Source organism: Limnochorda sp. LNt, assembly GCF_035593265.1.
In the GTDB taxonomy this organism is placed as follows: Bacteria; Bacillota; Limnochordia; order Limnochordales; family Geochordaceae; genus Geochorda; species Geochorda subterranea.
Genome location: NZ_CP141614.1, coordinates 587,490 through 601,224 on the forward strand (window position 1 = coordinate 587,490; position 13,735 = coordinate 601,224).

The window sequence follows — 13,735 nt, forward strand, 5'->3', positions numbered from 1 at the left end:
ACGCCATGGATCTCTGGTTCACGGAGAAGCAGTTGCCCACCGTCGGCCTCAGTTGCCGCGTCGTCCGCACGCTGGAAGTGCGTCAGACCGCCTATCAGCACCTCGCGGTCCTGGAGACGGAGCCCTGGGGCCGGATGCTGGTGCTGGACGGCATGATCCAGCTCACCGTCGCCGACGAGTTCGTCTACCACGAGATGCTGGCCCACGTCCCGCTCGTCGCACATGGACAGGCCCGCCGGGTGCTGGTGGTGGGCGGCGGTGACGGGGGCACGGTGCGGGAGGTGCTGCGCCACCCCGAGGTCGAGGAGGTGGTGCTGGCCGAGATCGACCCCGAAGTGGTCGAGGTATGTCAGCGGCACTTCCCCGAGACGGCGGCTTGCCTGGACGATCCCAGGGTGCGCCTGGCCATCGGCGACGGCATCGCCCACGTAGCCGAGCATCCCGACACCTACGACGTCATCCTGGTCGACTCGACGGAGCCCGTGGGCAAGGCGGTGGGGCTCTTCGGCGAGTCGTTCTACGCCAGTTGCCGGCAGGCGCTGCGGCCCGGCGGCTTGATGGTGGCGCAGACGGAGTCGCCCTTCTACAACCCGCAGCTCATCGCCCGATGCCACGTGGCCATGCGGCAGGCGTTCGGTAACGCCCGCCTCTACCTGGCGCCGGTGCCCACCTATCCGAGCGGGTTGTGGAGCTTCATGGCCGCGTCGCTGGGTCCCGACCCATCCGTGCCGGCAGGCGAGGCCGGCGGGACGCCGTCGGGCCTGCGCTACTACTCGCGGGAGGTGCACCGGGCGGCCTTCGTGCTCCCGCCCTTCGTGCACGCGCTGCTGCAGGGGGAGCGTGAGCCAGCGGTGACGGGGGAGGGGTTGGGGTGACGGCCCCATCGGGGTCGCCCGCGGTCTGGCAGCGGACGGCCCCCTTCCTGGGGGCCGACGCGCCTCTCCAGGAGGCCGCTCAGGTCATCGTGGGAGCGCCTCTCGACCACACCACCAGCTTTCGGCCTGGCACGCGGGAGGGTCCCCGGCGTATCCGGGAGGTCTCGGACGGGCTCGAGTCGTACAGCCCCCGCCAGGGGGCGGCCATCGAGGATGCCATGGTCGCCGATGCGGGCGACCTGGTCCTGCCCTGGGGGGACGTGGAGGCATCGCTGGCAGCCATCGAGCGGGCGGTGGGCGACCTGGTCGAAGCGGGCAAGCGCCCCGTCGTCCTCGGTGGCGAGCACCTGCTGACCCTGGGCGCCGTGCGGGCGGTGGCGGCGCGGTGGCCGGATCTGATCATCGTGCAGCTGGACGCCCATCTGGACCTGCGCGACGACTACCTGGGCCAGCCCCTCTCCCATGCGACGGTGATGCGGCGGGTGGCCGAGGTGCTGGCCGGCGGGGCCTCCCCGGGCGCGCTCGGGAGGCTGGTCCAGCTGGGGGTGCGCTCGGGCACGGCGGACGAGTGGGCCGCGCATGCCAGGACGCTCCGGGTCCCGGGCGGCCTGGTGGAGGCCGCTCGCCGTGTGGTCGGCGAGCTCGGGGGGCGTCCTTTCTACCTGAGCATCGACATCGACGTGACCGACCCGGCTTTCGCCCCGGGTACCGGCACGCCGGAGCCGGGGGGGCCCACGTCCTCCGAGGTGATCGAGGCGGTGGCTTGCCTGGCGCAGGCCGGTCCTGTGGCCGTCGATCTGGTGGAGGTGTGCCCGGCCAAGGATCCCTCCGACGTCACGGCCTTGCTGGCGGCCAAGCTGACCCGGGAGATCCTGGTCGCGCCGGTCAGGACCGGCCCGTCCGTCGGGACGCGGGGGCGAGACGATTGAGCGCGTCGCATCCGTCGCCTCGCGCGTTGCGCAGCGCACTCGACGTCAAGCGAGCGCTGGGCGACGCGGTGGTGGCGAGCCTGCAGGCGCTGTCGCGGGAGCAGGGGCTAGGCCCGTTGCCTGCCGAGTGGGAGGACCGGGCCCGGGCCATCGAGGTGCCCAAGGACCCGGCCTTCGGCGACTTCGCGAGCGGTGCGGCCATGGCGACCGCCGGCCACTTTCACATGCCGCCCCGGCGCATCGCCGAGGCCCTGGCCGAGCGCCTGCGCTCCCTCGCCGGGGCCGGCGGCGGCGCGGCTCCCCTGCCGCCATCCCTGCAGCTCACGTCGGTCGAGGTGGCCGGGCCGGGCTTCGTCAACATGCGGCTCGACGGGCGATGGCTGTTGGAGGTGGCCTCCAGCCTGCTGCGCGACGGCCCGCGCTCGGGCGTGCCCGACATCGGCCAGGGGCGTCGTGTCCAGATCGAGTTCGTCAGCGCCAACCCCACCGGCCCGATGAACGTCGTCAACGCGCGTGCCGCCGCGGTGGGCGACGCGATGGCGCGCCTCTTGGAGGCCGTGGGATTTCGCGTGACCCGGGAGTACTACGTCAACGACGCCGGCCGACAGGCCAGACTTTTCGCCGAGTCGGTGGCGGCACGCATGGCGGAGATCCTGGGCGAGCCGCACCTCTTCCCCGAGGATGGGTACCCGGGCGAGTACGTACGCGAGATCGCCGAGGAGCTCCTACGGGAGGAGCCGACCCTCGCCCGCGTCGCCCCGGCGGAGCGCCTCGAGCGCCTGCGGGACGCGGCCGTCGACCGCATGCTGGGGCGCCAGCGCGGGGATCTGGAGGCCTTCGGCGTCCACTTCGACGTGTGGTTCCGCGAGCGGGCCCTGCACGAGCAGGGGCGCGTCCAGCAGGTGCTGCAGGAGCTGGAGCGCCGGGGGTTCCTCTACGAGGCCGAGGGCGCTCGCTGGCTGCGCTCGACGGCCTTCGGCGACGACAAGGACCGCGTGGTGGTCAAGAGCGACGGTGCGCTGACCTACCTGGCCAGCGACATCGCCTACCACGACGACAAGTTCCGCCGGGGCTTCGACCTCGTCATCGACATCTGGGGGCCCGATCACCACGGCTACGTGGCCCGGATGAAGGCCGCCATGCAGGCGCTGGGCTACGCCCCGGAGCGCCTGGAGATCGTCATCCTGCAACTGGTCTCCCTGGTGAGGGGGGGCGAGGCCGTCCGCATGTCCAAGCGGGCGGGCGAGTTCGTCACCCTGGCGGAGCTGCTGGACGAGGTCGGGGCCGACGCGGCGCGCTACTTCTTCCTCCAGCGCAGTCCGGAGAGTCCCGTCGAGGTCGACCTCGATCTGGCCACGCTGCAGAGCATGGACAATCCCGTCTACTACGTGCAGTACGCGCACGCCCGCATCTGCAGCGTCTTCCGGCAGGCCGAGGCGGAGGGGGTCGAGCCGCTCGGCGAGGTGACGGCGCAGCAGCTGGCTCCGCTGCAGTCGCCTCACGAGCAGGCCGTGCTCAAGGCGCTGGCCGCCTACGCCGAGGAGGTGCGCGACGCGGCCCTGCGCCGCGAGCCGCAGCGGATCGTCCAGTACGTCTACCAGCTGGCGTCGGCCTTTCACAGCTTCTACCACGAGTACCGGCTGCTGGACCCGGACCCCTCCACGCGACGAGCTCGCCTGGCCCTGGCCGAGGCGACCCGCCGGGTGCTGGCCGATGCGCTGGGGCTCTTGGGCATCTCGGCGCCCGATCGGATGTGAGGATGGGAGGCACCGGCTGAGCATCTTGGGTGAGTCGCTGGCCCGCGCGGGCAGGGCGCTGGCGCGGGGATTCCGGCTCAGCTACGACTACCTGGGGATGGTGCTGGTCGGCTCGTCCCTCTACTTCGTCGTCGGGCTGGCGCCGGCCATCCTCACCCTCACCGCCGCCCTCCAGGTGCCGTCGCTGGTGACGCTGCTCCCCTTCCTGGGCACCCTCGTCCTGCTGACCCTGCCGGGCTTCACCGCGTTGCTCGCGGTCAGCCGGCAGCTGGCCGAGGGCGAGGAGGTGCCGGCGCTTCGCGGGTTGTGGCGCGCCTTTCGCACCCACTTCGTCAAGGCGGCGGCCCTGGCCGCGGCCGGATGCCTCATCCTGCTGGTGCTGGCGGCGGACCTGCTCTTCTTCCTGCAGGCAGGCTCGGCGGTGGTGCGGGCGCTGGCGGGCATGTGGGTCTGGCTGCTCATCTTCGCGTTGACGGTGACGATCTGGGCGCCGGCCGTGATGGTGTGGCTGGGCAAGGGCGTCGGGTCCGCGCTGCGGCAGGCGGCCCTCATCGTGCTGGACAACCTGGTCGTGACGTGGATCGTGGTGGCGGTCCTGGGCGTGCTCGGCATCGTCAGTACGCTCTTGGGAGCGCCGTTGCTGCTGCTCTTCGGCGGGATGAGCGCGTTCTTGGTGACGGCGGCCATGGAGGCCATCCTGGACCGCTACCGGTCCCTCCAAGCGGATGGAAAGGCGGGAGAACAGCGTTGAAGACGGCGGACGGCGAACGAAGCCCGCTGCCGACGAGGACGGGGTCGACCCGCTTCATCTTCGTGACGGGAGGCGTCGTCTCCAGCCTGGGCAAGGGGATCACCACGGCCTCCATCGGCCGGCTGCTCAAGAGCCGGGGGCTGCGTGTCAGCATCGCCAAGCTCGACCCCTACATCAACATCGACCCGGGTACGATGAGCCCGTTGCAGCACGGAGAGGTCTTCGTCACCGACGACGGGGCGGAGACGGACCTGGATCTGGGGCACTACGAGCGCTTCGTCGACGAGAGCCTCTCGCGGGATCACAACGTGACGGCCGGCACCATCTACTGGTCCGTCATCGGCAAGGAGCGGCGGGGCGACTTCCTGGGCGGTACGGTCCAGGTGATCCCGCACGTCACCAACGAGATCAAGCAGCGGATCCTGCGACTGCGCGGCGAGCCGCCAGCCGACGTCGTCATCGTCGAAGTGGGCGGCACGGTGGGAGACATCGAGAGCCTGCCCTTCCTGGAGGCCATCCGCCAGCTGCGCTCCGACCTGGGACGGGACAGCTGCTTCTATGTCCACGTGACCCTGGTGCCGTACCTGCGCGCGACGGGCGAGCTCAAGACCAAGCCGACCCAGCACAGCGTGCGCGAGCTTCGCAGCATCGGGATCAGCCCCGACGCCATCATCTGCCGGTCGGAGCAGCCCCTCGGCGACGACATCAAGTCCAAGATCGCCCTCTTCTGCGACGTCGAGCCCCGAGCGGTCATCCCCAATCCTGATGCCGACACCATCTACGCCGTGCCCCTCACCTTCGCCCGTGCGGGGCTGGATCAGATCCTCATCGACCGCCTCAAGCTGCCGGCGACCCATCCGCTGGACATGTCGGAGTGGGAGGAGATGGTGGACCACATCCGCCATCCCCGCCACCACGTGCAGGTGGCCATCGTGGGCAAGTACGTCAGCCTGCCCGATGCCTATCTCTCGGTGGTGGAGGCCCTCCGACACGGCGGGATCGCCAATGACGCCGGCGTGGAGATCCGGTGGATCGACGCGGAGCAGCTGGAAGAGGACGGGAGCGACCTGGACGCAACTTTCACCGGGGTGGACGGTATCCTGGTACCGGGAGGCTTCGGCAGTCGAGGCATCGAGGGCAAGATCCGCGCGGCCCGCTACGCGCGGGAGCACGGGATTCCCTACCTGGGACTCTGCCTGGGCATGCAGGTGGCCGTCATCGAGGTGGCGCGGCACGTCTGTGGTCTGGCGGGGGCCAACAGTACGGAGTTCGACCCGCAGACGCCGCATCCCGTCGTCGACCTCCTGCCCGACCAGCGGGGCGTCTCGGAGAAGGGCGGCACGATGCGGCTGGGACTCTACCCGTGCCACCTGGCACCGGGGAGCCTGAGCCGGGCCATCTACCAGGCCGACCTGATCCATGAGCGACACCGGCATCGCTACGAGATCAACAACGCGTACCGGCAACTCCTGGAACGTTGCGGCGTGCGGTGGGCGGGGGTCTCCCCCGATGGCGCCCTGGTGGAGATGATGGAGCTGGAGGCGCATCCCTTCTTCATCGGCAGCCAGTTTCACCCGGAGCTGAGGTCGCGACCGACGCGTCCCCACCCTCTGTTCCGGGCATTCGTGCGGGCGGCCATGGAGCACCGCAGGGGAGCCTCCCTGCGCCTTGTGAGCCGGTAGGCGACTTGATATAATGGGCGCGACGAGACGGCGTCCGGTGAGGATGCACGGGGTCGTACCTGCCGCCTTGCTTCACGAGCACCTTCACGCATGGAGGCTTCCGAGCCATCCCCATCGTTGTGGCCGGGTAGGGCGTGGTGTCGTTCTGATCCGGCAAGAGACCGAGGGGTGAGCGCCATGCTCCGCATGAAGGTCAAGGTCGTCGGGATCGATCAAAATACCATGGTCCCCGTGGTGGTCATCACCGACAGCGACGAGAAGGGGTTCATCCCCATCGTCATCGGGCCGCCCGAGGCTCAGGCCATCACCCTGGCTCTGGAGGGCAGCCGACCCCCTCGTCCCCTGACCCACGACCTGATGAAGAATCTCCTGGAGACCCTGGGCGCGAAGGTGGAGCGGGTCGTCATCTCGGAGCTGCGCGAGGAGACCTACTATGCCCGCATCTACCTCAGGACCAAGGACGGGCACGTCGATGTCGACGCGCGTCCCAGCGACGCCATCGCGCTGGCCCTTCGCACGGACGCCCCCATCTTCATCTCCGAAGAGGTCGCAGCCAAGGCGCTCATCGCCAGCAAGCCCATCGACGACGAGGAGATGGAGGAGTTCCGCCGGTTCCTGGAAAAGCTGACGCCGGAGGACTTCCAGAAGCATCTCCAGTAGCGCCGCGTCGAGGCCGAATCGGATCTCCGAGGCGAGCGCGGGGTCCGTCTCTCCTGGCATCTTCGGGCGCCCGGTGCGGGCGCGCGACTCTCTGTGCTGACGGGAGCGAGCGACAGGTGACCATTGCCGAACTTCAGGCCAAGAGCAACACGGAGCTCCACGAGCTGGCCAAGGGGTTGGGGGTGACGGGCTACACCAAGCTGCGCAAGCGGGACCTGATCCGGGAGATCCTGCGAGCCGAGACGGAGAAAGAAGGCCTGACGCTGGTCGACGGCATCCTGGAGATCCTGCCGGACGGGTACGGCTTCCTGCGGGTGGCGGGCTACACGCCGGGTCCCAACGACGTCTACGTCTCGCCCTCCCAGATCCGTCGGTTCAGCCTCCGCACCGGGGACTCGGTCCTCGGACAGGTGCGGCCTCCCAAGGACAGCGAGCGCTATCACGCGCTGCTCAAGGTCGTCGCCGTCAACATGCTCGACCCCGACCGGGCCCTCAACCGGCCTCTCTTCGACGACCTCACCCCCGTCTACCCGCAGGAGCGCATCAAGCTCGAGGTGGGCCCCAAGGAGATCGCCATGCGGCTCATGGACATCATCTCGCCGCTCGGCAAGGGCCAGCGAGGGCTCATCGTCTCCCCGCCCAAGGCAGGAAAGACGACGGTTCTCAAGAAAATCGCCAACAGCATAAGCGTCAACCACCCGGAGATCGACCTCATCGTGCTGCTGGTAGACGAGCGGCCCGAGGAGGTCACCGACATGCGACGCTCGGTGGACGGCGAGGTGGTGGCCTCGACGTTCGACCTGCCGCCGGAGAATCACGTCCGGGTGGCGGACCTGGTGCTGGAGCGGGCCAAGCGCCTGGTGGAGCACGGGCGGGACGTGGTGCTGCTGCTCGACAGCCTGACGCGCCTGGCCCGGGCCAACAATCTGGTGGTGCCGCCGAGCGGGCGCACGCTCTCGGGCGGTGTCGACCCGGCGGCGCTTCACAAGCCCAAGCGCTTCTTCGGGGCCGCCCGCAAGTTGGAGGAGGGCGGGAGCCTGACCATCCTGGCCACCGCCCTGGTCGACACCGGCAGCCGCATGGACGAGGTGATCTACGAGGAGTTCAAGGGTACGGGCAACATGGAGGTGCACCTGGACCGGCGCCTCGCGGAGCGGCGGATCTTCCCCGCCATCGACATCTACCGGTCCGGCACCCGCAACGAGGAGCTGCTGCTGTCCGATCGGGAGCAGGACACCATGTTCATCCTGCGCAAGGCCCTGAGCTCCCTTGGGACCGCCGAGACCACGGACCTGCTCATCGACCGGCTGCTGCACACCAAGAGCAACCAGGAGTTCTGCGATCTCATCCTCAAGTCGACCTTCGCGGAGAACGTCCGGGCCTGAGCCCGGCCGGCGGGGCGGCTGGGGGGCGAGGGGGGTAGGCGGACCGGTGCCGCCAGCGGCGACTCCGCCGGCACAATCCAGCGACACCTCGGGCGAAGGGACGGAGGCCCACTGGCCGGGGCCGGCCTCCCGTGAGGGCTCCGCCCACGGCAAGGAGGGGCAGGGCCGGATCTCGGTTTCGCTGAGGAAGGCCGTCGCCGGGCTTCTGGTGGTGGCAGCCGGGGTGGCCGGCTGGATGCAGGGTGCTCCTCGCGAGGCCGACGTCGAGGACTCCGGCGAGGTGGCCAGCGAGGCCACGCGGCAGGGTGTCCCGTTGCTGCGCCGTCTGTGGCCTGCCATGCCGGAAGGAGGCCTGGCCGGCGAGCGAGACGTGGCCGCCCTGCTGGCCGAGGTGGAAGGCTTGGGCGAAAGGGGGCTGCTCGAGGGCCTCGACGCCACGGACCGGTCCGCCGGGCCGGCACCCCAGCCCCCGGCGGAGGCAGCCGAGCTGCCCCGCGAGGATGCTGCCCCCGACGAAGGTGGCACCCAGCCGGCCGGCCAATCGGTGCCCGTGCGGTTCTACACCCACCGGGTCCGCCAGGGGGAGACCCTTTGGGACATCGCCCGCCAGTACCGCACCGACGTCAACGCCATCGCCACGGCCAACGGCCTGTACGACGTCGACTACATCCGTCCAGGCCAGGTGCTGGAGGTGCCCAGCGTCCCCGGCGTCGTGCACACGGTCCAGCGTGGCGAGACGCTCTGGGAGATCAGCCGGATCTACGGCGTCAGCATGCAGGCCATCCAGGAGGCCAACGGGCTGGCCTCGCCCGACGTGCTGCTGCCCTCGACGCGCCTGATCATCCCGGGTGCCACGGGGCCCGTCCTGGACCGGCTGGTGGTGGGCGGGCGACTCCAACGGGCGTTCTCGTGGCCCGTGCGCGGGCGGATATCGTCGCGGTTCGGCTGGCGCTGGGGACGCCAGCACGAGGGCGTCGACATCGCGGTGCCGACCGGCACCCCGGTGCGGGCGGCGGCCCCCGGCCGGGTGGTCTTCGCCGGATGGGGAGGCGGCTACGGGTACCTGATCAGCATCGACCACGGGTCGGGGGTCGTCACACGGTACGCTCACAACTCCCGCCTGGTGGTGCGCGTGGGGCAACGGGTGGCACGCGGGCAGATCGTGGCGTACAGCGGCAACACGGGCAACTCCACCGGCCCGCACGTGCACTTCGAGATCCGCTATCGGGGGCGAGCCGTTGACCCGTTGCCGTATCTGCGCTGAGGTGGCCTTTGCGCGGATCGGGCCCGATGGTATAATGGCCTGCGTGCGCCGGGTCCACCAGAGGCTCGGTGTCTGGGCAGGGAGCTGACGGAGCCATGAAGCAGGGCGTCCATCCCGAGTACTACCTGACGACGGTCACGTGCGCCTGCGGCAACACGTTCGTGACCGGCTCGACCCGGCAAAACATCCGCGTCGAGGTCTGCTCGGCCTGCCATCCGTTCTACACGGGCACCCGGCAGACGGTGGTGACGTCGGGTGGCCGCATCGAGCGCTTCCAGCGCCAGGTGGAGCAGGCCAAGCAGGTGCAGGCGGCCCGGCGTGCCGCGGCTCGGGCCAGGACCGGGCGCTCGCGACGCACGGGCCGATAGGGGTCCGATGGGGCCGCGGCGGTCGTCGCCGTGGCGTCGGCAGCGCAGTCGGCGGGCCGGGGGAGACCCCGGCCCTTCCATTTGGATCGAGCGGGGATGTCGTGGTATCATGGCGGTGGGTGTGCACAAAGACGTGCACGAGCGGAGCGTGGACGGTGGCCGAGTCGGCGGACCTGTTGCGGATCGGTGAGAAGCTGGTCTCGAGGGAGCGGCTGGCGAGAGCCATCGACCGCATGCTGGAGATGCGCGCCAGGGGCGCCTCCCAGCAGGAGGTGGCGCAGGCCTTCGGCGTGGACCGCAGCTTCGTCTCCCGCCTCGAGACCCTGGGCGAGGTGCGTCGGGGCGCCCGGGTGGCGGTCGTCGGCTTTCCGGTGCAAAACCCCCAGGAGCTGGGGCGAGCGGCCCAAGAGGCGGGGGCCGAGTGGGTCTGGTTGATGACCAACGAGGAGCGCTGGCGCTACGCCAGGGAGCGCCCCGGCGACCAGCTCTTCAACGAACTGATGGAGATCCTGTCGCGTCTGAGCCACTTCGATCGTGTCGTCTTCTTGGGGTCCGAGATGCGGATCCGCCTGGTGGAGGCCATCCTGGGCAGCGATCGTGTCATCGGGGTCACGCTGGGCCCCTCGCCCATCGCCGCAGACGTGTACGTCGAGCCCGAGCGCATCGCGGCCATCGTGAGCGGGGTGAGGTCCCGGTGAAGCGGGTGGTGAGCGTAAGCCTGGGCTCGTCCAGGCGCGACCATCGGTGGGAGACCGAGCTGGCCGGCCAGCGGGTGGTGGTGGAGCGCATCGGCACCGACGGCGACATGCGGCGCGCCATGGCCCTCATCCGGGAGCTGGACGGCAAGGTGGACGCCATCGGACTCGGGGGCATCGACCTGTACATCCGGGCTGGCGACCGGCGATGGGCCTTCCGCGACGCCGTGCGGCTGGCGTCGGCTGCCCGTCAGACGCCGGTGGTCGACGGAGGCGGCCTCAAGGACACCCTGGAGCGATGGGTGGTGGAGTACCTCATCCGCGAGGCCGGCTGGTCCTTCGCAGGGCGCCGCACCCTGATGGTGCTGGCCGTGGATCGCTTCGGCATGGCAGAGGCCCTGGCCGCTGCCGGGGCCGATGTCATCTTCGGGGATCTCATCTTCGGGCTGGGCGTGCCCGTCCCCCTGCGATCGCTGCGCCAGCTCCAGGTGCTGGCGCGCCTGCTGGCGCCCGTCATCACCAAGCTGCCCTTCCAGCTCTTCTATCCGACGGGCAAGAAGCAGGAGGTCATCGTGCCGCGCCACGGGCGCTTCTACCGGTGGGCCGAGATCATCGTGGGCGACTTCCACGCCATCCGCCGCTACATGCCCCAGGATCTGCGCGGCAAGGTGGTCATCACCAACACGGTGACTCCCGGCGACGTCGAGGAGCTGCGGCGGCGGGGCGTCGGGGTGCTGTGCACGACGACGCCTGACCTGGGAGGGCGCTCATTCGGCACCAACGTCCTGGAGGCGGCCCTGGTGGCCGTCAGCGGCCGGCGGCCCTCCGAGCTGAGCCGGCAGGACTACCTGCGCCTGATCCAGGAGGCCCGCCTGCACCCCCGCATCGAGGTGCTGGCCCCCCAGGGCGCGTGGGGATTGCGACCCGAGTTGCGCCCGCACGGCGCCTGGACGTGATCTTGACAGGCTCGCGGCGGCGTGGCTATGATCACGCGGCTGCTGCGGGCTGCTCGTGCAGGTACGACGAGCACTGGCGCTCCCGAGGGGCGGTGCCAGTGCTCGTGCACTCTGTGGAGCGTCGGCAGGGGCCGTAGGCCTCGACAAGGATGCAGGGGGGCGTGGATGCGGTGGCGGCCCAAAACGAGGGAGAGATCCTCCTCACTCCGGAAGGCCTGAGGCGACTGGAGCAAGAACTGGACTACCTGCGTACCGTCCGTCGTCCTCAGGTGGCCAACCGCATCAAGCAGGCACTGGAGTTCGGCGACATCTCGGAGAACGCGGAGTACGACGCCGCGAAGGAGGAGCAGGCGACCCTCGAGGCCCAGATCGCCCGTCTGGAGGCCATCCTGGGGCGGGCCCGCGTGGTGGAAGACGACGGCCTGGAGGGCGACGGGCAGCTGGTCACGGTCGGAGCCCGAGTGCGGCTCAAGGACCTTGAGACCGGCGAGGAGCTGGAGTTTACCCTGGTCAGCCCCGCCGAGGCCGATCCCTCGGAGAGCCGCCTCTCCTACGAGTCACCGGTGGGCAAGGCCATCCTGGGCCAGCGGGTCGGCAGCGTGGTGGAGGTCGACGCACCGGCCGGCAAGCTTCAGTACGAGGTGGTCGCCATCTCCCGCCCCGGTCAGGGGCCGACCAGCGGCTGACGGGTCGACGCCAGGGGAGGGCCCAGGGCCACGAAAGCGAGGCAGCGCCCGTGTCCGCATCGCAGCGCTCCGACGACGACGCCGCTACTCCCCAGCCGCTCTCGCAACAGGTCGCCGTCCGCCGGGCCAAGCTGGCCAAGCTCAGGGCAGCGGGGGCGCCTCTGTACGGGCCTCCCTTTCGGCGGACCCATACCGCCGCGAGCGTCGTCGAGGATTTCTCGACCCTGGAGGGGCAGGAGGTGGCCGTGGTCGGGCGGCTGATGACGTTTCGCCGGCACGGCCGCATCGGCTTCGCCGACCTGTGGGACGCCTCGGGGCGGATCCAGCTCTACCTGCGCGAAGACCGCCTCGGTCCCGACTTCGCCACCTTCTTCGAGCTCGACCGGGGCGACATCGTCGGAGTCAAGGGGACGGTGACCAGGACCCGGCGCGGGGAGATCAGCGTCGAGGTCGGTGTCTACACGCCCCTGGTCAAGGCGCTGCAGCCACCCCCCGAGAAGTGGCACGGGCTCAAGGAGGTGGAGTTGCGCTATCGGCGTCGGTACGTCGATCTGCTGGCCAACCCCGACGTGCGCCGCCGATTCGCGTTGCGCTCGGCCATCATCGGGGCCGTGCGGGAGTTCTTCGTCGCCGAGGGATTCTTGGAGGTGGAGACGCCCGTCCTCCATCCCGTGGCCGGGGGCGCCAACGCGCGTCCCTTCGTAACCCACCACAACGCCCTCGACATGGATCTCTACCTTCGCATCGCGCCCGAGCTCTACCTCAAGCGCCTGCTGGTCGGAGGCCTGGAGCGGGTCTTCGAGATCGGCAAGAACTTCCGCAACGAGGGGATCTCCCCGCGTCACAACCCGGAGCACACGGCCCTGGAGGCCTACCTCGCCTTCGGCGACTGGCAGGACATGATGGATCTGACGGAGCGCTGCGTGGCGTACGTCGCGCAGCGCTGCCTGGGCAGTCGCGTGGTGGAGTACGCAGGCAGGCGCCTCGACCTGACGCCGCCGTGGCCCAGGCTGTCGATGTTGGATGCCATTCACCGGTACGCCGGCATCGACCTTCGCTCGACGCGGGATCCCCGGGAGGCCCGGGAGGCGGCCCGGCGGGCGGGCATCGAGACGCCCCAGGGGACCACCTTCGGCGAGCTCGTCGCCGAGATCTTCGAGGCGCGGGTGGAGCCGGAGCTCTGGGGCCCCGTCTTCATCACCCACTACCCCGTCGAGGTCTCGCCGCTGGCCCGCAGTCGACCGGACGATCCGGCATTTACCGAACGCTTCGAGCCGTACCTGGGCACGATGGAGATCGGCAACGGCTTCTCGGAGCTCAACGATCCCGACGAGCAGCGGCGGCGCTTCGAGGCGCAGGCGGCGCGCCGGGCCAGGGGAGACGAGGAGGCGCACCCCTACGACGCCGACTTCCTGCTCGCGCTCGAGTACGGCATGCCGCCGGCGGGTGGCCTGGGGATCGGCATCGACCGGCTGGTCATGGTGCTGACGGGTGTCCCCTCCATCCGTGACGTGATCCTCTTTCCGCTGCTGCGGCCCGAGGAGCCCGGCTGAGAACGGCGGGGGAGGCGGGGAAGCTCAAATTGCCTCTTGCATTGTCGGCAGGGTCATGCTAGAAATAGAGGTGCGCCGTGCGACGGCGCCCGGATCCATGTCACGAGCCGTTCGGCGACCTTCCACCGCTGGCTGAGCTGGCCGCTCGGCGCGCCTGACGCCAGGGCTTCCAGC

The 13,735-nt window shown here is 70.2% G+C and carries 13 protein-coding genes; all 13 read left to right on the top strand.

The annotated features are described in order from the left end of the window. Positions 1-5 precede the first annotated feature (5 nt). The 13 genes from speE (at position 6) to lysS (ending at position 13,561) form a co-directional block, all read left to right on the top strand. The gene (gene speE, locus VLY81_RS02730; RefSeq protein ID WP_324669497.1) at positions 6-875 is read left to right on the top strand and encodes a polyamine aminopropyltransferase; all 870 of its coding nucleotides are present in this window, start codon (positions 6-8) and stop codon (positions 873-875) included. Beyond that, a complete protein-coding gene (gene speB, locus VLY81_RS02735) occupies positions 872-1,804 on the top strand; it encodes an agmatinase (RefSeq protein WP_324669498.1) in 933 nt (310 codons plus the stop codon). Before speE ends, speB begins: the two co-directional genes overlap by 4 nt. A gap of 26 nt (positions 1,805-1,830) precedes the next feature. Beyond that, a complete protein-coding gene (gene argS / locus VLY81_RS02740) occupies positions 1,831-3,561 on the top strand; it encodes an arginine--tRNA ligase (protein WP_324669500.1) in 1,731 nt (576 codons plus the stop codon). Positions 3,562-3,586: 25 nt separating this feature from the next. Continuing rightward, a complete protein-coding gene (locus tag VLY81_RS02745; protein WP_324669501.1) occupies positions 3,587-4,312 on the top strand; it encodes a DUF624 domain-containing protein in 726 nt (241 codons plus the stop codon). Further along, positions 4,309-5,994, top strand: coding sequence for a CTP synthase (gene pyrG / locus VLY81_RS02750; RefSeq protein ID WP_324669502.1), 1,686 nt, complete (start codon positions 4,309-4,311; stop codon positions 5,992-5,994). Before VLY81_RS02745 ends, pyrG begins: the two co-directional genes overlap by 4 nt. 177 nt (positions 5,995-6,171) lie before the next feature. After that, the gene (locus VLY81_RS02755) at positions 6,172-6,654 is read left to right on the top strand and encodes a bifunctional nuclease family protein (protein WP_324670320.1); all 483 of its coding nucleotides are present in this window, start codon (positions 6,172-6,174) and stop codon (positions 6,652-6,654) included. A gap of 116 nt (positions 6,655-6,770) precedes the next feature. Further along, a complete protein-coding gene (gene rho, locus VLY81_RS02760; protein WP_324669503.1) occupies positions 6,771-8,039 on the top strand; it encodes a transcription termination factor Rho in 1,269 nt (422 codons plus the stop codon). A 208-nt stretch (positions 8,040-8,247) separates the two neighbouring features. After that, positions 8,248-9,303 (top strand): M23 family metallopeptidase, encoded by a 1,056-nt coding sequence (locus VLY81_RS02765; RefSeq protein WP_324669504.1) that lies wholly within the window; start codon positions 8,248-8,250, stop codon positions 9,301-9,303. Between the two features lie 95 nt (positions 9,304-9,398). Beyond that, the gene (gene rpmE, locus VLY81_RS02770; protein WP_405001276.1) at positions 9,399-9,671 is read left to right on the top strand and encodes a 50S ribosomal protein L31; all 273 of its coding nucleotides are present in this window, start codon (positions 9,399-9,401) and stop codon (positions 9,669-9,671) included. A 155-nt stretch (positions 9,672-9,826) separates the two neighbouring features. After that, on the top strand, positions 9,827-10,369 hold the full coding sequence (locus VLY81_RS02775; RefSeq protein WP_324669505.1) for a helix-turn-helix domain-containing protein: 543 nt from the start codon (positions 9,827-9,829) through the stop codon (positions 10,367-10,369). Continuing rightward, the gene (locus VLY81_RS02780) at positions 10,366-11,322 is read left to right on the top strand and encodes a DUF8754 domain-containing protein (RefSeq protein WP_324669506.1); all 957 of its coding nucleotides are present in this window, start codon (positions 10,366-10,368) and stop codon (positions 11,320-11,322) included. The genes VLY81_RS02775 and VLY81_RS02780 overlap by 4 nt, the downstream gene beginning before the upstream one ends. A 161-nt stretch (positions 11,323-11,483) precedes the next feature. After that, complete coding sequence (greA, locus tag VLY81_RS02785) at positions 11,484-12,008, top strand: transcription elongation factor GreA (protein ID WP_324669507.1); 525 nt, start codon at positions 11,484-11,486, stop codon at positions 12,006-12,008. Positions 12,009-12,058: 50 nt separating this feature from the next. Next, a complete protein-coding gene (gene lysS / locus VLY81_RS02790) occupies positions 12,059-13,561 on the top strand; it encodes a lysine--tRNA ligase (protein ID WP_324669508.1) in 1,503 nt (500 codons plus the stop codon). Positions 13,562-13,735: the final 174 nt, after the last annotated feature.

What these genes read in the sequence shown, in the direction of transcription:
- speE (WP_324669497.1), top strand. Translation starts at nt 6, where the DNA reads ATGGATCTCTGGTTCACGGAGAAGCAGTTGCCCACCGTCGGCCTCAGT.
- VLY81_RS02755 (WP_324670320.1), top strand. Translation starts at nt 6,172, where the DNA reads ATGCTCCGCATGAAGGTCAAGGTCGTCGGGATCGATCAAAATACCATG.
- rpmE (WP_405001276.1), top strand. Translation starts at nt 9,399, where the DNA reads ATGAAGCAGGGCGTCCATCCCGAGTACTACCTGACGACGGTCACGTGC.